The organism is Roseiflexus sp. RS-1 (genome assembly GCF_000016665.1).
In the GTDB taxonomy this organism is placed as follows: Bacteria; Chloroflexota; Chloroflexia; order Chloroflexales; family Roseiflexaceae; genus Roseiflexus.
This window is the reverse complement of the sequence record NC_009523.1, coordinates 3,184,362-3,207,756: the sequence shown is the minus strand read 5'-3', so window position 1 is coordinate 3,207,756 and position 23,395 is coordinate 3,184,362. Positions and strand designations below refer to the sequence as shown.

At 62.8% G+C, this 23,395-nt stretch carries 17 protein-coding genes and 1 pseudogene; 1 reads left to right on the top strand and 17 read right to left on the bottom strand.

The annotated features are described in order from the left end of the window. Positions 1–529 precede the first annotated feature (529 nt). The 17 genes from ROSERS_RS13335 to ROSERS_RS13255 form a co-directional block, all read right to left on the bottom strand. Complete coding sequence (locus tag ROSERS_RS13335) at positions 530–958, bottom strand: hypothetical protein (RefSeq protein ID WP_011957304.1); 429 nt, start codon at positions 956–958, stop codon at positions 530–532. A 2-nt stretch (positions 959–960) separates the two neighbouring features. Continuing rightward, positions 961–1,158, bottom strand: a complete 198-nt coding sequence (locus ROSERS_RS13330; RefSeq protein ID WP_041333670.1) for a hypothetical protein — start codon at positions 1,156–1,158, stop codon at positions 961–963. After that, positions 1,151–6,295, bottom strand: a complete 5,145-nt coding sequence (locus ROSERS_RS13325; RefSeq protein ID WP_011957303.1) for a tetratricopeptide repeat protein — start codon at positions 6,293–6,295, stop codon at positions 1,151–1,153. Before ROSERS_RS13325 ends, ROSERS_RS13330 begins: the two co-directional genes overlap by 8 nt. 570 nt (positions 6,296–6,865) lie before the next feature. After that, entirely contained in the window at positions 6,866–7,909 is a 1,044-nt protein-coding gene (locus ROSERS_RS13320; protein ID WP_011957302.1) for a hypothetical protein, read from the bottom strand. A gap of 761 nt (positions 7,910–8,670) precedes the next feature. Next, positions 8,671–12,222, bottom strand: coding sequence for an ATP-binding protein (locus ROSERS_RS13315; RefSeq protein ID WP_011957301.1), 3,552 nt, complete (start codon positions 12,220–12,222; stop codon positions 8,671–8,673). Positions 12,223–12,335: 113 nt separating this feature from the next. Beyond that, entirely contained in the window at positions 12,336–12,860 is a 525-nt protein-coding gene (locus tag ROSERS_RS13310) for a type 1 glutamine amidotransferase domain-containing protein (protein WP_011957300.1), read from the bottom strand. 630 nt (positions 12,861–13,490) lie between these two features. Next, on the bottom strand, positions 13,491–13,706 hold the full coding sequence (locus ROSERS_RS13305) for a tautomerase family protein (protein ID WP_011957299.1): 216 nt from the start codon (positions 13,704–13,706) through the stop codon (positions 13,491–13,493). Further along, the gene (locus tag ROSERS_RS13300; protein ID WP_011957298.1) at positions 13,693–14,523 is read right to left on the bottom strand and encodes a 2-keto-4-pentenoate hydratase; all 831 of its coding nucleotides are present in this window, start codon (positions 14,521–14,523) and stop codon (positions 13,693–13,695) included. The genes ROSERS_RS13305 and ROSERS_RS13300 overlap by 14 nt, the downstream gene beginning before the upstream one ends. After that, the gene (locus ROSERS_RS13295) at positions 14,505–15,959 is read right to left on the bottom strand and encodes an aldehyde dehydrogenase (RefSeq protein ID WP_011957297.1); all 1,455 of its coding nucleotides are present in this window, start codon (positions 15,957–15,959) and stop codon (positions 14,505–14,507) included. The genes ROSERS_RS13300 and ROSERS_RS13295 overlap by 19 nt, the downstream gene beginning before the upstream one ends. Beyond that, positions 15,959–16,693: a 2-keto-4-pentenoate hydratase gene (locus tag ROSERS_RS13290; RefSeq protein ID WP_011957296.1), complete on the bottom strand. Its 735-nt coding sequence runs from the start codon at positions 16,691–16,693 to the stop codon at positions 15,959–15,961. The genes ROSERS_RS13295 and ROSERS_RS13290 overlap by 1 nt, the downstream gene beginning before the upstream one ends. After that, the gene (locus ROSERS_RS13285; RefSeq protein WP_011957295.1) at positions 16,677–16,889 is read right to left on the bottom strand and encodes a tautomerase family protein; all 213 of its coding nucleotides are present in this window, start codon (positions 16,887–16,889) and stop codon (positions 16,677–16,679) included. Before ROSERS_RS13285 ends, ROSERS_RS13290 begins: the two co-directional genes overlap by 17 nt. 12 nt (positions 16,890–16,901) lie before the next feature. Continuing rightward, entirely contained in the window at positions 16,902–17,447 is a 546-nt protein-coding gene (locus ROSERS_RS13280; RefSeq protein ID WP_011957294.1) for a flavin reductase family protein, read from the bottom strand. A gap of 16 nt (positions 17,448–17,463) precedes the next feature. Further along, positions 17,464–18,480 (bottom strand): 4-hydroxy-2-oxovalerate aldolase, encoded by a 1,017-nt coding sequence (gene dmpG / locus ROSERS_RS13275; RefSeq protein ID WP_011957293.1) that lies wholly within the window; start codon positions 18,478–18,480, stop codon positions 17,464–17,466. Then, positions 18,477–19,394, bottom strand: coding sequence for an acetaldehyde dehydrogenase (acetylating) (locus tag ROSERS_RS13270; protein WP_011957292.1), 918 nt, complete (start codon positions 19,392–19,394; stop codon positions 18,477–18,479). The genes dmpG and ROSERS_RS13270 overlap by 4 nt, the downstream gene beginning before the upstream one ends. Then, positions 19,376–20,152, bottom strand: coding sequence for an IclR family transcriptional regulator (locus tag ROSERS_RS13265; RefSeq protein WP_011957291.1), 777 nt, complete (start codon positions 20,150–20,152; stop codon positions 19,376–19,378). Before ROSERS_RS13265 ends, ROSERS_RS13270 begins: the two co-directional genes overlap by 19 nt. A 156-nt stretch (positions 20,153–20,308) precedes the next feature. Further along, on the bottom strand, positions 20,309–21,316 hold the full coding sequence (locus tag ROSERS_RS13260) for a catechol 2,3-dioxygenase (RefSeq protein ID WP_011957290.1): 1,008 nt from the start codon (positions 21,314–21,316) through the stop codon (positions 20,309–20,311). A gap of 28 nt (positions 21,317–21,344) precedes the next feature. After that, positions 21,345–22,910, bottom strand: coding sequence for a 4-hydroxyphenylacetate 3-hydroxylase N-terminal domain-containing protein (locus ROSERS_RS13255; RefSeq protein ID WP_011957289.1), 1,566 nt, complete (start codon positions 22,908–22,910; stop codon positions 21,345–21,347). A 349-nt stretch (positions 22,911–23,259) separates the two neighbouring features. Here ROSERS_RS13255 and ROSERS_RS27420 point away from each other — a divergent pair. After that, positions 23,260–23,388 (top strand): annotated as a pseudogene (locus tag ROSERS_RS27420) (nucleotidyltransferase family protein); the annotation flags it as partial. Between the last annotated feature and the right edge of the window lie 7 nt (positions 23,389–23,395).

Genomic DNA, 23,395 nt, shown 5'->3' with positions numbered 1-23,395 from the left:
GCACGGATGCAACGGATGGGCGCGGATGTTTGAGTTTGAAATTATGTCTGGCATAGCCCGCGCAGGCGGGCTTCGCCTTGCATAGCCGAGGGCTTGGGCCCCACGGCTGGCGCGGGATAGCGGATTTATTGCTCACTCTCCATCAGCCCGCAGTCTCTGCATGCGGGCGGGGACGCCCGCGCACCCAGGACGCACGTGGTTGATTATGCCGCCCATCGCTCTCAGCGGTGAGAACGCCAGAGCCCCGCAGGGGCTTCCACGCGCTCAGGGAGGGCTTCAGCCCGCACGTGCAACGTCGCGCCCGCGCAGGCGGGCTTCGCCTTGCCTGGCCGACGTCCAGCGCTCCTATCGGCTATCAGCTATCGCCTATCGGCTATCACCTATCGGCTATCAGCTATCGCCTATCGGCTATCACCTATCGGCTATCACCTATCGCCTATCGGCTATCAGTTATCGCCTATCGGCTATCAGTTATCGCCTATCGGCTATCACCTATCGCCTATTGGCTATCACCTATCGCCTATTTGAGTCAGACCTTCCAGAGGATAGCCAGGATCACAGTGACCAGACACGCCGTTCCGATCAGAAACACAATCTGTGCAGTTCGCAGCAGGGTCGCCTTTCGCCGCTGAAGACGACCATACATCCGCTGCATCTCGGTCAGATTGTCCTTCTGATAGACAACACGACGGGGTATCGCCACCAGCATGGCTGCCAGGAGCGAGCCAAAAAATGCGCACACGCCGACCGTACCCGCCCATTGCACAATCGGGTTTTGCAGATACGCCGGCTGGTCACTCAGCGCCAGCACCGCAAAGAGCACGCCATACAGCCCGGTCACCAGCTGAATAATCGTCTGCGCGCCTGCCTCCAGGCGCTCAATATTGCCGCGCTCCTGGCTCTCGAACCACTCGCGCAGCTCCCGTTCATCGGCGGTTTCGGGTCCAAGGATGCGCATGGCTACTTCTCCCGGCGTTTCACCGCGATGCGCATACGCTCGTTACAGCCAGCCGGGTTCTTGCAGCGCAGGCTGTACACGACTTCGTCATCACCACGGTAGATCACCTCCTGCCCGCGCTGGAGGATTTCGTTCCGCGTCCAGACGTTGAGATAGCCGCATTTCGGACAGGTGTATCGCTCAGTTTCGTCGTTACTCATCGCCAGCGCCCTCCAGCATCCGCATCACCAGGCTCCGGTACGGCTCAGGCAGGGTATCAGGCGCGGCAGGGGCGCCCTTCAACCAGCCCGCGACCTGGCGCAGGACACCCGCCGCCGCCAGCCAGGGTGAACCGGCCGTTTCGCCGGTTTCAGCCTGGCTCGCCGCCTGTTCAAGAACCTCCGCGAACCGCCCGCGTTCGGCGGCGGTGAGATCAGGTTGCCGGAGCAGACCGATGCCATGCAGCACCAGCGGCACCACCTGTGCCAGTATCTGGAGTTCGGCGCGCTGCTCCGGCGGCAGGCCGCTCAACATCGCCGCCATCGCTGCCGCAGCCTCCTGCTCATCGCTATCCGCTGGCGGCGCGACAGGTTCACCGCTGATCGCCTGATCCATCATAGCCAGCGCCTGCGCCAGTTGCGCCGGGAGTGTCGCCGCGATCCGCGCCGCCCGTTCTGTCATCCCCGGTTCATCGCGCAGACGGAGCTGAAGCACCGCCAGGAAGTCGTTCGCCCCGGCGACGGGCAGGGGACGGATCGCCCGCAGGTGCGCCAGATCCTCCGCCAGCCGCTCACGCTGATCGCTGCTGCCATCGCTCATCGTCTGGACATACAGGTTGCAGACCAGGTTGAGCAGGTTCACAAATTGCTCGTGATCGCGGTCCCCATCGCGCCATTCGGCGATAACATCAACCAGCGATACCTCCGGCAGACCGGCAGCGTGCCGGCGCATCTCTTCCAGTTTCGCCCGGTCGCTCGCCAGATCAGGGTGACCGGTGCGCTCGTCAAGGGCAACGACCTCTTCGAGCAAGGGCACGGCTGCGGCATGGTTGCCCTGACGGGCATACAGCATCGCCAGATTGTACAGCGCAATGCTCAGGTTCACCAGGGATTGCCGGTCGTCACCCGCCGCGCGGAAGGCCGCCACGGCCGCTTCACGCGCGCGCAATTCCGTTGCGTGGTCATCGAGCAGCGCCGCCAGGTTGCCGATGCCCGCCAGCGCATCGGCGCGTTCAGCGGCGGCGCCCTGAGCCAGCAGCGGCTCAGCAGCGACCAGCAGCGTCGCCGCGGCATCGGCAGCGCCATCAAGCGCCGCCAGCAGCGCGGTGGTGATTGGCGTCAACGTTGCTTCAGCTGACAGCCGCTCAAGATCGGCCCGCAGATCCGCAGCCGGCATCTGGCCACGCTGAACACGCACCACTGCCCCGATGAGCGCACCGACCAGCCGGGCAGGGGTGAACGCCGCAGGTTGGGGCGACGCGCCACCGGCCAGCGCCGCTTCCATTTGCTGAACAATCTCAGCCACCTTTGCCGCATCAGGCGCCGCGCCCATCGCCTGAAGCAGGCGCAGGCTCTCGCGCGCATTGCGCAGCGCCGTTTCGTGATCACCCCGTGCAAACTGTATCTGTGCCATCATCACCAGCGTGGCGCTCTTGCCGCGCACATCGCCCAGGCTTTCCTGGATGGCGAGGGACTGCTCGTAGAGGCGCATCGCCCCGTCGAGGTCGCCGCGCGTCACCAGCACGCCGGCCATTTGGTGGAGCGTGGCGCTCTTGCCGCGCACATCGCCCAGGCTTTCCTGGATGGCGAGGGACTGCTCGTAGAGGCGCATCGCCCCGTCGAGGTCGCCGCGCGTCACCAGCACGCCGGCCATTTGGTGGAGCGTGGCGCTCGTGCCGCGCACATCGCCCAGGCTTTCCTTGATGGCGAGGGACTGCTCGTAGAGGCGCATCGCCCCGTCGAGGTCGCCGCGCGTCTCCAGCACGCCGGCCATCGCGTGGAGCGTGGCGCTCTTGCCGCGCACATCGCCCAGGCTTTCCTGGATGGCGAGGGACTGCTCGTAGAGGCGCATCGCCCCGTCGAGGTCGCCGCGCGTCTCCAGCACGTGTGCCATATTATGGAGCGTGGCGCTCGTGCCGCGCACATCGCCCAGGCTTTCATCAGAGGCGAGGGACTGCTCGTAGAGGCGCATCGCCCCGTCGAGGTCGCCGCGCGTCACCAGCACGCCGGCCATCGCGTGGAGCGTGGCGCTCTTGCCGCGCACATCGCCCAGGCTTTCCTGGATGGCGAGGGACTGCTCGTAGAGGCGCATCGCCCCGTCGAGGTCGCCGCGCGTCACCAGCACGCCGGCCATCGCGTGGAGCGTGGCGCTCTTGCCGCGCACATCGCCCAGGCTTTCCTTGATGGCGAGGGACTGCTCGTAGAGGCGCATCGCCCCGTCGAGGTCGCCGCGCGTCACCAGCACGCCGGCCATTTGGTGGAGCGTGGCGCTCTTGCCGCGCACATCGCCCAGGCTTTCCTGGATGGCGAGGGACTGCTCGTAGAGGCGCATCGCCCCGTCGAGGTCGCCGCGCGTCACCAGCACGCCGGCCATTTGGTGGAGCGTGGCGCTCTTGCCGCGCACATCGCCCAGGCTTTCCTTGATGGCGAGGGACTGCTCGTAGAGGCGCATCGCCCCGTCGAGGTCGCCGCGCGTCACCAGCACGCCGGCCATCGCGTGGAGCGTGGCGCTCGTGCCGCGCACATCGCCCAGGCTTTCCTGGATGGCGAGGGACTGCTCGTAGAGGCGCATCGCCCCGTCGAGGTCGCCGCGCGTCTCCAGCAAGGTTGCCCGCTGGTGGTAGACCCGGCTAAGCAGCTCCTGATTCTCAGTTTCTCTTGCAGTTGCCTCTGCCAGTGTAATGCTCTGGTACGCCTGTTCAGGCTGGCCCAGGCGCTCGAAGACCGAGGCTGCCCGCCAGGCTGCCCAGCCACGCTGTTCGGGGGGCAGGTATGGAACAGCGGCGGCGATGTCGGCGAGCAAGAATTGTGTCTGCGCCGCCACAGCAGGGTCGGCGTCGATGCCGTGTTCCGGATCGTATGCCCGGCTCACCAGGTGATCGCTCCAGGCAGCATAGCGCGCGCGCGCGTCGCTCAGGTCGAGCTCCTGCGCCAGCCGGCTCAGCACGCTGGCGATCAGTGGGTGCAGGCTGTAGGCGTGCGCGCGGTTACGCTGCTCGTCATAGCCCTGGCCCTGCAGGAGCGACGCCTGATGCAACTGCTCCAGGCGGGTGTGGGCCTGGTCGTCAAACCATTGGGTTTCATCTTCCAGCCCCCAGATCACCGCGCCGTGCCGGGGGATGATGACCGGGTTGGCGATGATCGTCAACGCCAGCAGATCGGCGCGCAGGTCGGCAGGCAGCGCATTGAGCGAGAGGCGCACGTTGATTTCGACCGATGACTGCTGGTACATCGGGGCGGCGGGGTCGCGCGCTTTGCTCAGTTCGTCACGCAGGTTGGCAATGAAGGTCGGTTCATCGTCCTGGCTGTTCGCCCAGCGGGCGGCGGCCAGGTTCATCGCCAGCGGGTTGTAGCCGACGGCGGCTGCCAGCTGTTCGAGAAATGTCGTTGAAGGGAGGCGCTGCCCGACCCGCATGCGCAGCAGGCGCACGCTATCGTTCGGGTCCAGCCCGCCGAGCTGGTGGCCCCGTTCGGCGGGCGGGTAGAAGGTTTCGCCTGCCAGCCCGACCGGCGACTGGCGCGAGGTAAAGATCAGGTGCACGCCCTTGTCGGCCAGCAACCGCACCAGGCGCTGCACAGCCGCCGCTTCGGTGCGTTGCGCTTCATCGAAGGGGGCGCTGCTCGGGTCGCTCGCTTCACGCCCCAGTCGCCAGAGCACGGTCTCGTAGTTGTCCCAGATCAGCAGCAGGCGCGGTCGGGCGCGCGCGGCCTCGACCAGCGCGAGTTCCTGCTCTTTCACCGCGTCAGGCAGATCGAACGCCGGATGCTGGAGACCCAGCAGCGTCGCAAGGTCGCGGCGCACCTGAGCCGCGCGCAACGGCGCGTTTTCGCCGGGCAGGAACAGGCTCACCGCCACGATTCCATCGCGGAAGTGAAAGCGCAGCCGTTCGGCAAGCGCGTTGACCAGGGCTGTCTTACCCATCCCGCCCGCGCCGCGAATCGTGACGATCCTTCGCTGCTCGTTGATGAAGAGGCGCGCCAGATCCAGCAGTTCCTTGTTCCGGCCAACGAAACGCCCGGCTGATTGATCGGGGGCGCGCAGTTGTGTGGTGTGTGGTACAGGCGGTTCCAGCGGGCGCAGCGGCTCATTCAGGACCGGGCGTTGCACCTGCCAGGCATAGTTCTGGGCAAGGTAAAGCACGGGAATCGCCCACTCGCGCGGCTCGCTGCGAAACTGGTTCTTGAGCTGCAAACGCGCCCGATAGAGGGCCTGCGCCGGATGCTGGCCTGACGCGAGCAAGCGATAGAAGGTACGGGCAACATGGGCAGCAGCTTCGTCGAGCACCTGGTACTGGGTTCCCAGCACCGCCGGAATGCCGTGTTGCACCAGCGCCAGCGCCAGATTCGCCCCCGGCTCGCGGCTATCGGCGGTGCGGCAGGCGTTCAGGAAGGCAAGATAGACCAATCCGCGCAGATCGGCGGCCAGGTCGTTCACCGGACGCGGGTCCATACAGCCGGTACCGTCGTCGAAGCAGAGCACCGGCGCCCCGTTCTCAACGTCGCCGTGACCGGTATAGTGGAACAGGATCGGTTCGCGCGGGTCGAGATCGTCAATCAGCGCCTGGCGGGTCGGCGCGATGCGCTGCCAGCGGATCGGCGCGGGCGGGTTCTGGCGCAGCAGGTCATCGCGCAGCAGGTCGAGTTCCTGCACAACCTTGAGCCGCTGCATCGGCGCATAGCCGGTGAACAACCCTGTTTTCGGATCACGCACCTCCTGTACCAGCGGGTCGCTGCCCATGACCACCAGCCGCCAGGGCAGGTCAGGCGCAGGCGGCGCAGGAAGCGGCGCATCGGGCACCTCGCGCACCAGCAGATAGTTGAGGATCAGGAAATCGGCGCCGTCGTGCAGGTACTCCCAGGGAATGGACGCCAGTTCCGCATCGGCGGTCTGGATGGCGATCAGGCTATCCATATGCGGGGCGCGCGGCAGGCGCGCCAGCGCAGCGCGGAACGTATCACCGCCCAATGCGGCGAACAGGCGCTGCCCATACGCCCGTGGATCGGCGGGCGCCGGGCGTTGTGAAAAGAGGGGCTGATCAACCATCAGGGCCGCCGGCTCGAAGGATGCCGCCAGCTGCGCATCAATCTGCGCTTCCACGCGATCAATGGCGGTCCGCTGGAAAGAGATCGTGATCGGCATGCAGTCCTCATCAGGCTGACGAGATTGCAATGAAGTCGTGGACACTCAGAATAATCAACGAGTGCATCTCTGCCCATTCGCTTGAATACCGCAATTATAGCATGCGACCCTGCTGCGCAAACGTACCGTCGAGACGAACAGACGGCGCCCTGCAATGATGGAATGCAAAGCAATCGCTCCCAATCGATGAAAGTATAAGCCACCCCGCCCCAGGAGGCAACTCTACTGCGATTTTCTACATTCCCGCGCGCTTTCGCCCCTCATCCCCCCAACCTCCTTCTCCCACAAGGGGAGAAGGGGGCGTTTGGGCGTTCGGACGCCCTATTATTATTTTTCGTGCCGCTGAGCGTGCCCACACATTCGCCGCCGTTTCCACTGTCGGCGATGATGGTGTTCCTGAGCGTCGCGCTGTCGCCAAGAAGAGCATAGTTCGTGAGCCGATGCGACGCATGGGCGTCTGGCGGTCTTCAGAGACAGCACAGCGCCGATCCGCATTGCTCTGCCGGAGATCGGCGCTACGCTAACGCAGCCGCTGGATGAACGATCAGCGCTCCACCCTTCACCAGACCGCTACTCAGAGACCGTGCATGTCCACCGTCCCTTGATTTGGCCAGCCTCGAAGGTTCCTGACTTTCCATCGGCCGCGACAATGACTGTCCCCTCGCCGCCCCGCATTTCGGCAGCATCAGATCGGCCGAGACCGACATCGATTCTTGCCGGGGTTGGTTGGTTCACCGTGACTCCGCCGTTGACCACGAGACTAAAGGAGCCGACCGGCGTCGGCGGATCCTGACCAGGCGGTGCAATGAACGTGACGATGAAGGGATCTGCTAATGGTGTGGATGAGCACATGGCAAATCCTGCGATTGAGACGATCTTCAGGCTCTCCAGTGTGGTTACTCCCGCCATCTCTTTGGGCGTTTCGATCACGACCTCCATCCCGATCAGTGTACCGGGTTGGGGAACAGGCGTCGGCACAAGGTCACCCAGGGATGTCGGCGTGAACGCAATCACTCGATCCGTCAGCAGCCGGCCGATATCGATCACGGTTTGCCGTTCGATGCCATACCCGTACAACACGGCATACCAGCCGTTGACCACCATGTACAGCGAGACGTCGCCGCTGCGTTCTTTCACCGCAGCGACGTCGCCCAGATTGACCGGCTCGACCGTAGCGCCTGATGTCGCCTGTGATGCGATTACCCTGTCGTAGGCCTCTTTGCCGGGGTTGAGCAGGTCCATCTCGAAATCGATCCGTTTCTGGTCGCCAAATTCATACGAACAGGTGAGGATAAATCCAGATTTGAGAGGAACGGTCGTGATCAACGATGAACCGACGATGCCTGCCATGGCCTCCGCATTCAAAACGGCGCACGGTTCGCTTGTCCGGGGATTGATCGGACCGGCAGCGACGGGCGCCTGGGTTGGAGCGGGAGAGGCGGCGGACGGCAGCTGCGTGGGCGTGGTAGCGTTACCTGCTGGCGGCTGCGTGGGCGTGGTAGCGTTACCTGCTGGCGGCTGCGTGGGAGCGCCAGCGCCGCCGCCGGACGTACAGGCGGATAGGATGAACAGGACGGCAAGCAGGAGTAGCAAGTGATGCGCGGTTCGTTGCATGAAAGCACCTCTGAACTGGTTGAATGACACGAACGGTAATAAGAGCCTATCCGCAAAACTGTAACCGTTTCGCCTGTGGCGTGATTGCCGTGCGTGCCGCCGGGTTATTCGGATAGGCGCTAATCTGGTCTGCGATCAGATCCAGGCAATCTGTATCATAGCAATCGAGCGTCCTCAAAACGTCCTCACCAGATTCCCGTGGGCTTTTACCCCTCATCCCCCCAAACCCTGCCTGCTTGCGCAGACGCGGGTGCATAGCGCCGGTTCCGCACCGGGTGGCGCAGGGCGCTGACGCGCCCTTCATCACCTCAGCCCGACGGTTATGGAGATTGAAAATTATAGCGGTTCTCATAGAGGTTGAACCAATTGGACAGGGTTGAACGCTCCCAGAATCGCGCTCCCGACACGGTGACCGAAATAAATTTCGGTCTACACCCCGCTGGACGCGGGCATCTCGCACGACACGGCAGACCCGGACAGGGATCAACGTATCTGAGAACTGCTATAAATCCGCTCTCCCGCGCTAGCCGTGGGGCTGATGGAGATTGAGAATTTATTCCGCTCTCCCGCGCTAGCCGTGGGGCTGAAGCCCTCGGCTATGCAAGGCGAAGCCCGCCTGCGCGGGCTATACCGGATTATGTATTCAAAGACCATCACCGTCGGGCGAGCGTGCGGGCGCCCTGATGCCTGAGACGGATGCGGCAGCGCAGGGACGTGCCAGAATCCCTGGAAAGGGGCGCCCCTGTCGCAATGACGCCGAATTACGACATTGCGCGGCGTTTCCGGGAAACGTTAATGACTGCCGGTTGATTGCTGGCAGATACGCATTGCGCGCTTGACGGGAGGAGAACTTCCAGGCACATCCTGCGCAATGCATGCGCCTGCGGCATAGTCAGGGGGATGGCGAGCGGGGCAAAGTATCGTTCAGCGATCAACCGCGCTTCAGCCAGTTCTGCGTTGTATGCCGCAGAGCGATCGGAGGCAGCCCGGATTTGCGTCAGCAGCGCCAATCCCTCGCCGATCAGCGGTTGATCGGGGCAGGCGCGCGCCATGATCACACCCTTCTCCACCGACAGTACGGCTTCATCGATCTGGCCGAGCCGAAAGAGACCGCCAGCGCGCGCCAGCCATCCGAGCGATTGGATCGGGCGTTCATCGGCGCACCGCGCCTGCTCGATGATCGCATCCGCCCCGGCAAATCCAGCGGCGTCGGGCGCAGCCAGCAACTGGTCGCAGACCTGCTGGGCGCGGGCGTGCAGCACAAATGAAGGCACGTTTGCCGCGTATGCCGCCTGTAATGCGCGTTCGTGCATTTCCATCGCCCGGTGTGGATCCCCCAGCAGACGCCAGAGATGACCCGCCAGCAGACTGGCGATATACACGACCGGATGAATCTGAGCGTCACTGGCGAGCGCTGCCAGGTGCGTCAGTGACATTGCGGGCATGCGCCCCTGCGCAAGATCGACGAAGGTCAGGTAGGTCTGCATCAGCAGCGTCCCGTACTGGCTGTTCACCTGTTCTGCGACCTGTAAACCCAGTGTGAAATCCTGACGGGCTGCGGCGCATTCGCCCATTCTCACATATGCCCAGCCACGCCCGGCATATTTCCCCCACATACCGGGTTTGTACGACTCGCCTGCCACGTCGATTGATCGGGTATAGATCTGAACCGCGTCGTCGTAGCGACCGCAGTTGAGCGTCATCTGACCGATCATGGTCAGCGCAGCCGCTTCTAATCGGCGCAGACCGCTGTGCTGCGCCATCGCAACCGTCTGATCGAGTATCTTGCGCGCCTGTGTGTACTCCTGCGCGAAGACCAGCGCCGTTCCGAGATGATTCAGGCTTTGCGTCGTCTGTGCGACCACACTGCGGAGATCGGCATCATCCTGACGCATCTGATCAATGCTGGCGCAGGCATGCTGCAAGTCCTCGATGGCGTCATGCACCCGACCAAGCATCAGGGCGCTGACGCCGCGAATATTGAGCGCGCGCACGATGCTGGCGGTGTCGTGCAACAGCGTTGCCAGTTCGAGCGCCTGCGACGCGGTTGCATACGCTTCTTCAGCGTGATCGCGGGTGGAGAGCGCGTAGGCATGGGTGACCAGCGCGTACATATAGAGCGAAGGAAACGCACGACTCCGCTCGATTGCGTGCTGCAACAAACTGAGCGCCGACGCCGTCTCGCCCCGATGCAGTGCAATCACCCCGCGTTGCACGGCAGCCTGCGCCTGCACTTCGCGCACCTCACGACTCGTTCCCGCCAGCAGCGATTCGGCGTGCGCAACGGACTTCAATGCCTGATCGAATGCCGCCAGATCGGTGCTCTCGCGGGCATGCACCATCCAGAAACGCGCTGCTGCAAGCGCACACCCTGCCGTCTCGTAATGCGTAGCGATCCTGGCAGCGTATCCGCTCCGACCAGCATGAACCATCTCCAGACTGCGGGCAGCCTGTTCATGGAGGTGGGCGGCTCGTTCGGCAGGAATGTCGCTCAGAATCAGATGATGGATAAGATGGTGCGAAAACGTGTACTCATCGCTGCCGTGAGTGACCGTATCGATCAACAACCGGCGGGCGATCAGGTCGTCCAGCGCCGATGCGTACGCCGATGGCAACCAGTTGAGCATGTGCCGCAATTCGTCATCGGCGAACGAGAAACCCAGGATAGCCGCCGCTTCCAGCATATGACGGTTGCGCTCGCCAATATCGCGCAGTCGCAGCCTGAGCGAATCACGCAATCCTGCCAGACCCTTTTCCTTCGACAGACGCTGCTGCTGCGATTCGCGCAGACTGTCAATCGCCTCGCGCAAAAAGAGTGGTATACCGCCAGCATAGCGCCTGATCTCTTCGAGCGTCGCGGCATCAATGGCGCTTCCGAGCGCCTGTTCCAGCAAGCGGTTGGCTTCAGACGGCGTGAGTGGCTGGACATGGAGGTCGAACGCGCAACGCTGACGGCGCAGGGTTCGTTTGGCGGACAGCAACGAGGGCATCATGAAACCGGATCGGTGGGTGACAATGATCAGCAGCGGGAGCGAGAGACAGACATCAGCCAGATCGATCAGCGCATCGAGCGACCAGGTATCGATCCAGTGCACATCCTCGATGATCAGAAACAGTGGTCGGCGCAGCGCAAGCGCCTGCACACTCCGGCGTATGGCGGAACACAGCGCGGCGGCATCCGGTTGAGACGACGCGATCAGTTCAGGACGCAGCGCCGCCAGATCAGGGACGAGCGGCAACAGGCGACTGAGCCACTCTGCGGCGCTCCCCGCGCTTTGGGCAAGGTGTGTCGCCGCTGCGGTCAGGATATGTCGCCACGGTGCATACGGGCGGTCATCGCGGGCATTGCTCATTGGTTGACAATACCCGTAGAACACATGCACCGGTTGCGCTTTGTTCAGATCGACAAACCTCCGGATCGCCTCCTGCACCAGCGATGTTTTGCCCACGCCGGGCTGACCTGAGACGAACACGATTCGTCCCTGCCCCTGCACGGCGCTGCGCATCAGATCGGTCAACTGGCGGAGTTCATCGGCGCGGCCGATAAACACGGGAACTGTTGAACGATCAGGCTGCGCGGCACACGTCAGGCGGCGGTGCAGGATGTCGTGGTAGAGCGCAGTCGTCTCCGGCGCCGGTTGGACGTGCAACTCACGTTGCAGATCGCGCGCCAGCGTCTGGTACATGTCGAGCGCTGCAGTGCGGTTGCCCGCACGCGCCATAGCAGTCATCGCCAGGCGCACTGCGTCTTCGTCCCACGGCTCGTGCGTCACCAACCGGCGCGCCCACCGCCCGGCGCGATCCCAATCGCCGCGCTCCATCCAGGCGTGCGCCAGTGATCGCAGCAGCGCCAGGTAGCGCTGCCGCAACTCCTCACGTCGAACGAGAATATCGTCGTCGGTGTCGATGCCCGGCGCCAGTTCACCACGATAGAGTCCGGCGGCAGCCTCCATGTCCTGCACAGTCGCCCATTCGCGCTCGAACGCATGCACATCGACATAGCAGTCAGGCGGAGCATTCCAGACAACGTGCTGGCTCGAAACAACCAGCCACTCACGGGCGACAGGCGGCAGGAGCGTGCGCAACAGATGCAGATGACGGCGCAGGTTTGCCAGTGCACTGGCGGGATCATCGTCGGGCCAGAGGGTGAACGCCAGTTGTTTGCGCGCAAGCGGCTGACGAGGTTGGAGCGCCAGGTGCACTGCCAGGCGGCGCAAACTCTCGCGCTGTGGCAAAACCGTATGTGCCTCTGCAACCTCGAAGCGAATATCACCCAGGAGAATAATGCGAAAAGAAGGCGGGATCGATGCCATGAGCGATTCTCGGAACGCAGGTGAGCCGCTTATCAATGAAACTGGTAGTATCTATCGTTAATAGAACGTCCTGTCTGCCACCTTTATCACCGACGAGTGGATGATCCACATCATCACGCCCGTTCCACCAATGCTGCCACCAACTCGCGACAGAAAGCGGGAATATCGGCGACCACTCGCCCCCAGACCAGATGCCCATCACGCAAGGCTGCTGCATCGACCCAGGTGGCCCCGGCATTGATCAGATCATCCTTGATGCCGGTTGAACCGGTCGCCGGTCGACCACGGACAATCCCCGCCGAGATGGCGACCGAGCCGCCATGACAGATAATCCCGATCACCTTGCCGGCTTCGTCCATCGCCCGCACCAGATCGGTCACTGCCGGATAGCGGCGCAGTTTATCCGGCGCCCATCCGCCGGGGATCACCAGCGCGAAGAGATCATCAGCGCGCAGGTCTGCAACAGTGGCGGTGGGCGTGATCTCAAGCCCGTTCTTCCCGCGCACCGGGCGCATGTCGAGACCAGCCGCCACCACCTCGGCGCCTTCTTCCTGCAACCGCATCAGCGGAACGTAAAACTCAAGGTCTTCCACTCCTTCAGCCAGCAGAATGGCGATTCGCCTGCCTGCCAGACGCATACTGTCGCCTCCTCTCAACGATGATCAGTGCTCATCATATCCGGTTCCCGGATACAGACATGCAATTCTATCACAGTGGGAGTCAGGCAGGCGCGCCAACATAGATTCAGACGGCAGACTTTCAGACAACGACAGGTCTTCGCCAAATCCTCGAGAATGAGGGGAACAAGAGGGTGCATTCCTGCCGGAGCGCAACATATCGTCGTTTCGATGACGAATGAGAGGGGCACGGCATGCCGTGCCCCCCATGTTCGACAACGCGCGGTCATCGGCTCCCGCGCGCAGCGCCCTGGGGCGTCTTGGAAAGCGGCGCGCAGGTCGTTTACACATCGGCCCCCGCGCGTCGCGCCCGCCCAAGCGCCGCCTGGGTGCGCGGGCGTCTCGCCCGCATAAGTGACAACCAGGTGCGCGGGTCTCGCCCGCCCAAGCGCCGCCTGGGTGCGCGGGCGTCTCGCCCGCATAAGTGACAACCAGGTGCGCGGGTCTCGCTCGCCCAAGCGCCGCCTGGGTGCGCGGACGTCTCGCCCGCATAAGTACGCGCGTCTCGCCCTCGCTCCGTGGCAAACAGCGCGGATGGTGAACGAATACTGGTGGAACGTACAGTGCGTTCTACCAGATTTGATATTACACTCACCGGTCCGTTCCTTGCGGCGCCTCACCCGCGTCGCCATCTTCGAGCAATCCCAGGCTGTCGTCCGGCTTCAGGTGATGAATGACCAGGCGCAGCCTGCCCGGCGGCGTCCCCAACACCTCGTGAAAGATGGCGACTGCTTCGCGCGCAAATGCGCGTTTGCGCTCCAGCGACAATGGTTCGTCGCTGGCGTAGAGAACTTCAAGGAGTGGCATTGCCCATCTTCTCCTCAACGAATCGCATGCTCAACGGCGGTTGTCCGTGCATTTCAAGGGTGAATACATCGCCCGCGCGAATCGGGATGGCGGGACCGAGCGAACCAGACAGCACAATATCGCCGGGTTCGAGACTCACCCCGAATGAGATCAGTTTATTCGCCAGCCACGCAACCGCGCGCGCCGGGTGCCCCAGCGCCGCCGCACCGATCCCCTGAACCACAGGTTCGCCATTGTGGTGCAGCAGCATACCCACCGTGCGCAGATCGACGTTGCGCATGGCGCGGCTCCAGGGTCCCAGCGTAAATCCGCCATACGATGCGTTGTCCGCCACGGTATCCACCAGTTTGATGCGCCAGTCGGCGATCCGGCTGTCCACGATTTCGATGGCGGCAGCAACCGCCTCGGTCGCCGCCAGGACATCCTGAAGGGTCACGCCCGGTTCACGCAACGAGCGCCCGATGAGAAAGGCAAGTTCACCCTCGACACGCGCCTGCACAAACAGATCTGCTGGCACATCGACACGCCCATCGACCGCCGGGAAATAGCGCGACTCCCACAAACTGCCGTAGTCCGGCTCGTTGACCCCCAGTTGCTGCTGGATGGCGCGGCTGGTCAACCCGATTTTGCGCCCGACGACGCGCTCGCCGCGCGCCTGGCGCAGTTCCGTCCAGCGCGTCTGCACGGCATATGCCTGGTCAGCCGTCAATACCATGCTCTCGCTCAGCGGCGCGATCGGCTGGCGCTGCTCCCAGGCGGCATCGAGTCGCCGCGCTACCGCTTCGATGTCCATGCCGCCTACTGATTGCTCAGGCATACCGTCTTCGCCTCCGTGAAGAACTCCAGGCTGTAATGCCCGCCTTCGCGCCCAATGCCGCTCTGCTTCATGCCGCCGAATGGAACGCGCAGATCACGCACGAAGAAGTCGTTGACCCAGACAGTCCCCGCATCGATGGCGCCAGCGACGCGCACGGCGCGCCCTACGTCGCGCGTCTGCACAACCGCCGAGAGACCATACGCCACGCCGTTGGCGATGGCAATGGCTTCGTCTTCGCCATCGAATGGCGCAACTGTGACGACCGGACCGAAGATTTCTTCCTGGCACACGCGATCCTGCGGCTGAACGCCGACGATGATCGTTGGATTGAGGAAGTTGCCACGGTTGAAGGGCGCGGGCAGATTGGGGCGGTCGCCGCCCAGCACAATCTCCGCCTGCGTACCGCGCGCAATGTCGATATAACTGCTGACGCGCTGGAGATGCTCCGGCGCAATCAGCGCCCCCACCGTCGTCTCCGGATCCATAGGATCGCCGACGCGCAACTGTTGCGTGGCGGCAATGAAGCGCTGCAAAAACCGGTCGTAGATCGGGCGCTCGACGAGCAGACGCGGACCGGCCAGGCAGAACTCGCCCTGGTTGAAGAACGACGACCGCAAACTGATCGCCACGGCCCGATCCAGGTCGGCGTCGGCAAAAATGATATTTGCGCCTTTGCCGCCCAACTCGAACGACAGACGCTTCAATGTGCGCGCCGCCACGCCCATGATCGTCTTGCCGGTGCCGCTTTCACCCGTAAATGAGATGAGATGCACCCCCGGATGCTGCGTCAGCAACGCCCCCGCCGACTCAGGACCGAACCCGTGGACGACGTTGAGAACTCCTGGCGGCAGACCGGCGCTGTGCGCAATCTGCGCCAGTTTCCATGCGCCGATCGGAGTGAACTCGGCAGGTTTGAGCACGACAGTGTTGCCAAAGGCGAGCGCCGGTCCGATCTTCCAGGTCGCCTGGAGCATCGGCACGTTCCAGGGGGTGATCAGCGCCGCCACGCCAACCGGGTGACGCAGCACGTAGTTGATGTAGCCGCTATCCATCGGGTACGCTTCACTGCCGTGGGTCACGGCAACATCGGCGAAGAACTCGATATTGGCGGCGAGGCGCTGCACATACCCGGCGCGATTCTCGCGGATCGGTCTGCCGACATCCCAGGTTTCGATCAGTTCGAGCTCCGCAGTGTGCGCGCGAATGGCATCGGCAAACGCCCGCAGCACACGCCGCCGCTCGGCGGCGCTGGCGCGCCCCCACGATGCAAACGCCCGCGTCGCCGCCTGCACAGCCGCGTCGACCTCTTCCTCCCGACCCTCCGGCGCACTGCCGATCACCTGGTTCGTCGCGGGATAAAAAATCTCGAAGCGGCGTGTTCCTTCGACGAACGCGCCATCGATATAGTGTTGCACATGAAACGATGGATGATCCATCACTCAGCCTCCAATCGAGCAATCAGGCAGTCTGCGCCTGGTCCGATAACTTCCAGCGCCCCCGGTTCGGCAGGCGTCGCGGCAGCCGGCGAACCGAAGAACACCACCTGCCCGGCGCTCAACCCGCCGACCATTGTGGCCAGCCAGCACAGGCGCTCGTGCAGATCGCCAAGCGCCCGCAGATCGCCTTCGGCGCGCAGCGTTCCATTGAGATAGAGACGCAGGACGCCGTTGGGTTGCTGGTCGATCAGGCGCCCGCCGATCAGAAATCCGCCGCCTGAACTGTTATCGGCAACGACTTCGGCGGCGCTGAAGCGGTACCCTTCCCACACACTATCGAGCAGATCGACGCCCAAAAACCATCCGCCAATCGCGGCTGCCGCTGCGCCGGGGGTGGCATCCGGCATCACCGGCGCGCGCAGCACCGCCGCAAGTTCCGGCTCAACGTGCGGCTGAATGAAACGAGTGAGACGCACCGGACTTTCAAGCATCATCGCGGGATAGATTCGCCCGTAGATCGGAGAATCGATGCCCATCTGCGCCTGCTTCGCCGGGCTGAGCAACCCCAGTTTGTACCCTTTGACCGGCAATCCTTCGCCCAGTGCCGCCTGGATCGCATACGCCGCCGCAAGATCGACACCACGCGCACCGCCGCGACTGACAATCGTGCGCCGACTCGCGCGCGCCTGGCGCACATCTTCCAGCAACGCCAGCGCATCAGCGCTCAGTTCCATGACTTGCTCCCTCACGCTCCGCCAGTGACCGCCCACCAACGCCCCAGTGCGTCTTTGGGATTTCATAGATCACCAGGCGAACTTCTTCCAGGGGCAGGTCGAAGTGGCGCGCGGCGCACTCCGAAAGACGCTGCATCAGCGTCGCGCGCTGCTCCGCCGTTCGCCCTTCGACCATCGTTACCCGCAATACCAGCATGAGACGCTCCTGCTACCAGAGATACCAGAAAGGACCTTCCGCCCCGGCGTCACTGATCGTCTCCATCCGCCCGTACTTTCCGGCAAAGAAGAGCAGCGGCGGTCCATCACGGCTCGAAAGATACTCGACCTGACCGATGTACAGGGTGTGATCGCCTGCCGGATGCGCATCGACCACCCGCGCAACGACATGCGCCAGTGCGTTGTCGATCAGCGGAACGCCATGCTTCCAGACGAAAGGAATGTGCAGCCCTTCGATTGGACGCCCGGCGAAGTGACGACTCAGCGCCTCCTGGTCATCCGCCAGGACGCTGACGCCATAATGACAACCCGGCGCCAGCAGCGCGTGCAGGCGAGCGCGCGTGGCGACCGATACCAGCACCAGCGGCGGGTCGAGCGACACCGACAGAAACGAGTTTGCCGTCATGCCGTGCGACTGCCCTTCGTGGTATGTGGTTACAATCGTGACACCGGTAGCGAATTTGCCCATCGTCGCGCGGAACTGGCGCGAGTCGAACGGAACAGACGCGACAGGTGCGATGTCGGTTGGTGCGGTCATGCATTTCTCCAGAGGTTCATACTGGCGTGGTCTGCTGCTGGCGCACCAGTTCGAGCGCCACATCAAGAATCCAGTCTTCCTGCCCGGCAACCGTCTGACGCCGTCCCAGTTCAATCAGGATGGCGCGCGGATCGACGCCCAACTGTTCTCCGATCCGCCTGGCATGCAGCAGAAAGGTCGAGTAGACCCCGGCATACCCGATCGTGATTGCATCGCGGTCGGGGAAGGGCTGAAATGGCATGATCGGCGCCACCACATACTCGGCAGCGTCCATGAGCGCCAGCACATCGAGACCAGGGTTGATCCCCAGCCGGTCGAGCACCGCCGCCAGCACCTCGGTGGCGGCGTTGCCCGCACCGGCGCCCAACCCCCGCAGACATCCATCAATCTGGTCTGCGCCTGCTTCCAGCGCCGCCAGGGTGTTGCCGATCCCCAACCCCAGATTGTTGTGGGCATGGAAACCGACCTGCACCGTGAGCGCCGCCTTGAGCGCCTGGACGCGCGCCGCCGCATCATGCGGCAGCATGGCGCCCGCCGAGTCCACCACGTAGACGCAATCGGCGCCATACGACTCCATCAGACGCGCCTGTTCTGCAAGGAATTCAGGAGGTCTCATATGCGACATCATCAGAAAGCCGACTGTCTCCAGCCCCATGTCTTTCGCCATTTTGAAGTGCTCTTCGCTGATATCCGCTTCTGTGCACTGGGTTGCGATCCGCAGTACCTGAACGCCGCGTTCGACGGCGGCCCTCAGTTCGCGGCGCGTGCCAATGCCGGGGAGGAGTAACGCGGCAATACGCGCCCGTTCCGCCGTCTCACGCGCCTCGGCAATCAGGTCGAGGTCCGGCACGCGCGAAAAACCGTACTGGAGCGATGAACCGGCCAACCCATCGCCGTGGGTCACTTCGATCACCGGCACACCGGCGCGATCCAGCGCGCGAACAATATCACGCACCTGCTGACGGGTAAAGGTATGCGCCAGTGCGTGCGATCCATCACGGAGGGTCGTATCGGTCAGGCGCGGCGCGTTCATACGAGCACCTCCCGACGACTCAGCAATTGTTGTGCGAACACCTCGCCAACCCGGCGCGCCGAAGCGGTCATAATGTCCAGGTTCCCCGCATAGGTCGGCAGAAAGTGTCCCGCCCCCTCGACTTCCAGCAGCGCCGTCACCACCGGCTTCCGTCCCCATGGCGTTTCGCGCATATTGAAGACCGGCGGGTTCGTGAGCCGGTATCCCGGTACATACTGCTGCACCTCAGCGACTATCGCCTCGATGGAATCGCGCACCTGCGCCGGATCGAAATCGCCTGCCGGGATGGCATAGACCGTGTTCCGCATCAGGATCGGCGGTTCCGCCGGGTTGAGGATGATGATCGCCTTCCCCTGCTGCGCGCCGCCGATAACCTCCAGACCGTGCGCGGTGGTAAAGGTGAACTCATCGATATTCTGGCGTGTGCCTGGTCCTGCAGAACGACTGGCGACCGTACTGACGATCTCGGCATAGCATACCGGCGTCACACGGCTCACGGCATAGACGAGCGGAATCGTCGCCTGACCGCCGCAGGTGATCAGGTTGACATTCAGCGCATCGAGGTGCTGCGTGAGATTGACCGGCGGCACAACGTAGGGTCCGCGCGCAGCGGGCGTCAGGTCAATCGCAATCCGCCCGGTTTCATGCAACAGTTTCGCATGGCGAACGTGCGCTTTTGCGCTGGTCGCATCGAAAACGATCTGGATCTCTGGTCGTTCCAGCACTGCTGCGATACCCTGATCGCTGGTCGCCACTCCGAGGCTGCGCGCGCGCGCCAATCCTTCGGAGTGCGGATCGATCCCTGCCAGCAGCACAAGTTCCATTGAACCGGGGTGATCGAGCAGTTTGTACATGAGGTCGGTTCCGATATTGCCGGATCCGAGGATGGCAACCTTTATCGTTTCATCGCCCATCGAGGCATTCCTCTGTGGTAGCCCAGGTTTTCGGAGACACGCTGAGCCGCCTCTACAATGAGTGCAACATAACCGGCGCGCTGCGCCTGGAAGCGATGCGTCGGCAGCGAAATGCTCATCGCTGCGATCACACGCCCTTCAAAGTTGTAGATCGGCGCGGCAACGCAACACAGACCGATCGAAATTTCTTCCTGATCGCACGCATAGCCGCGTTGCCGCACCTGATCCAGTTCGCGTGCCAGTTCTTCCGGGGTGGTGATGGTGTTGGGCGTGAATGCTTGCATGCCCTGCTGTTCGAGGATCTGCGCGACCTCGCTCCACGGCGCATGCGCGAGCAACACTTTGCCAACGCCGCTACAGTGCGCCGGCAGACGCGCACCGACCCCCGAAAGCGAAATGTGAACCGCATGCGTTCCTTCGAGTTTTTCAATGTAGATGACCTGACCGTTCTCCAGAACTGCAAGGTGCATCGTTTCGCCCCAACGCGCCACAACCTCTTCCATCACCTGGCGCGCCTCGGCGCGGAACTCGGTCGTCTTGAGCAGGGTCTGACCGAATTCGAGCAACCGCCACCCCAGACGGTACCGTCCTGGACCGGTGCGGCGCAGTAATCCCTGTCCCGCCATGCTGCTCAACAACTCCGAGGTGCTCGATTTTGGCTGTTCAAGCGCGCGAGCGATGTCACCGACCGTCCACTCAGGATGCGTCGGTGAGAAGAGACTCAGAACTTCGACGGCTTTCTGGAGTGTCTGGAGCATGGCAGGTACACCTTTGTTCCTGTTGGTTGCGTACACATTCTGGTGACGGTCATATTCGGGGACTCGCAGGAGGCGTCCACAAGAGGCGCCCCGACATCCGGGCGCCCACGGGGGGCGCCCCGACATCCGATGGAACCATCACCTTCGTCAGGGGGATCAATTCGCCCCGACCAGCTCCTCCTCGGCGCGCTCCTGCGACTCCTTCTGCACCGGCGGCGTGCCGTACATGAAATACTCGGCAGGCAGCGGCGAACCGAACCAGATGATGCCCTTCGCCAGGTTCGACTCGTGCCAGGTGATCGGCTTCCAGTCCGGATCGAAGATCAGGTAGCCAGCGTCGCCGAACAGTTCGACGCGGTTGCCGCCCGGCTCGAACACATACATGAAGAGCGCCTGACTGATCCCGTGCTTGCCCGGTCCGGCTTCAATTGTAATACCGTAATCGGAGAACACGTCGGCAATGTCTGAGAGGTGCTGCGGAATGCCGTACCAGTAGCAGATGTGGTGCAGGCGACCCTTCGCGCCGGTTGCGTCACGCATGGTCGCTATCTCGTGAACGAGCGGGCTGACGCTGAGCCAGGCGCCGGCTTCGGAGCCATCGTTCAGAATAATGTGCTCGCGCAGGCGAAAACCGAGTTGATCCATCAGGAACTGCTTGTTGGGCGTGACGTTCTGGCACAGCAGGTTGACGTGATCGATCCGGCGCACCGGCACGCCGCGCAGCGGGCGTTTCTGCGGACGATTGAGCAGTTCCGTGCGCATCGTTTCGGGCGCCTGGAAATACTCCACATCCCAGAACAGTTCCATCATATGCCCATCGGGGGTGGTGAACTGATAGGCGCGCCCATGCCCATGATCGCCATCGATCCACCCGCGCCCCAGACCAACCGCTTCAATCGCCTGCACCCGGCGCTCGAGCGCCTGCGGCGACGTCACCCGCCAAGCGACATGCCCCAAACCGGGCTGATCCGCCTCGGTAACCTTCAGGCTGTGATGGTAATAATCCTCATACGCGCGCAAATAGACTGACTTCCCGGAGCGCTCCGTCTCTTCGAGACCCAGCAGATCTTTGAAGAACCAGAGGGTGTCGTTCAGTTTTGGCGTGAGGATTTCGACGTGCGCCAGTTGCGCGACATCAAAGATCGGTTCTTTGTGGTCAGTCATGGTCTGTCCTCCTTCTTTGCAGGAACTCCTACTGTCTGGCGCCGAACCGTTGCATCACGATATTCACATCGTCGGGGTTGATCAGATCGGGAACCGTCCAGCCGTCGAGATCGTACTCGTTGAGACACTGATCGGCGAATCCTTTGTAGCGATCGGCAGCGCCGGTTGCCATCGCCGTCAGCAACACTTCCAGGCGAATGTTCTCGTGGTTGCCGGCATAGTTCCGCTCATAGAGTTCGTGCCGTCCGCCAAACTCCGAACCGATCGCATCCCACAACAACTTCATCAGTTTGACGCGATCCAGCGACGAGTAGCCGTTCGACCCGCGCAGATACTTATCCAGGTAGCCGCGTATTTCCGGCGTCTTGAAATCGACGGCGTGCGAGTTGAGATAGATGAGCGCGCTGGCGACATCATTCTCGATCAGTTCCTTGATGCGCGGATACGCGACGGTGGCGAAGACGCGATACGCCAGACCGTAATCCAGATTCGGCAGCACCGCCCCCTCGTTCCAGGGAATCGGCGTGCGCGCCATGGCGTCGCTGATCGCCCAGAACAGGTTCCGCCAGGCAAGCACCTCGCCGACGCGCGCCTGAACGCCGCGAAAATCCTTCGCCCCTGTTGCGTCGATCGCCTTCAGGAACAGACCGGCGATAAAGTCGAGTTTCACCGCCATGCGGGTGCAGCCGTGGAACGTGAAGCGCGGAATAAAGCCGGAGAGCGGGAAGAAGGCATTCACCTTCTCAACATCGCCGTAGACAAAGACATTCTCCCAGGGGATCAGCACCTGGTCGAAGACCATCACCGAGTCATTCTCATCGAGGCGACTCGAAAGCGGATAATCGAATGGGCTGCCCATCACCTCCGCCGCCATCTCATACGACGGGCGGGCGATCAGTTTGACGCCCGGCGCATCCATCGGCACGATGAAGATCAGGGCGAACTCTTTGCTCTTGATCGGCAGTGGACCGTAGTGGGCAATGAAATTGTAGTGGGTCAGCGCCGAGCCGGTGGCGACCACCTTGGCGCCGCTGACGATCAATCCGGCATCGGTCTCGCGCTCGACGTGCATGTACACGTCACGGACTTCATCCGGGGAGCGGTTGCGATCAATCGGCGGGTTGACAATCGCATGGTTGAAGTAGAGCACTCGCTCCTGCGACTCGCGGTACCAGCGGCGTGCATTTTCCTGATAGGGGGTGTAGAACTCCGCATTCGCGCCGAGCGTCGCCAGAAAGGCGGCTTTGTAATCAGGACTGCGCCCCATCCAGCCATACGTCAACCGCGCCCACTCGGCAATTGCATCGCGTGCGCCAACCAATTCCTCCGCGCTGCGCGACGCGCGGAAAAACTTGTGCGTAAAGCCGCCGTTGCCGGTATCGGTCGGACAGGTCAGCACCGCCTGCTTCTCAGGGTCATGCAGTGCATCGTAGAGGCGGGCAACCATACGGGTTGCGTTGCGGAACGCCGGATGGGTGGTGATATCTTTGACTCGCTCGCCATAGATCCAGATTTCGCGCCCATCCCGCAGACTTTCCAGATACTCCTCGCCGGTGAGGGGCAGTGTCGTTCGCTCTACTGTTTCGACGGTCATTCGTTGACCTCCCTTTGCTCGCACTATCTCCATTGACGCCGTTCAGTGGAAAGGGAATACCAGCCGTAGCCGCCTGCCTCGCGGCACTGTGCCACCTCCTTACGTTCATTCATTGCGTAGACGAAATGATGTGCGCGGAGACGATTGGTTGAGATGAAGTTGTCGTGATGGCTTAAGGCTACCACCAATCCCGCCGGACTTCCAGATCGATGTTCGGTATAGTCGAACGGCGTCTTGATCTGTCGAAAGATCATGCCTGGAAAGGTTGCTGTGACCCGGTAACGTTGCAATCATGGCACGTTTGCTCTACAATGCACACCACATCCTGCGTTATAGAGAAGTTGCCGGTATGCCGCTCAAGATCGACATCCCGCATGACGAGATCGCCGCCTTCTGCCAGCGCTGGGGGATCAGAGAACTCGCGATCTTCGGCTCGGCCCTGCGGGACGACTTCCGCCCCGACAGCGACGTGGATGTGTCCGCCC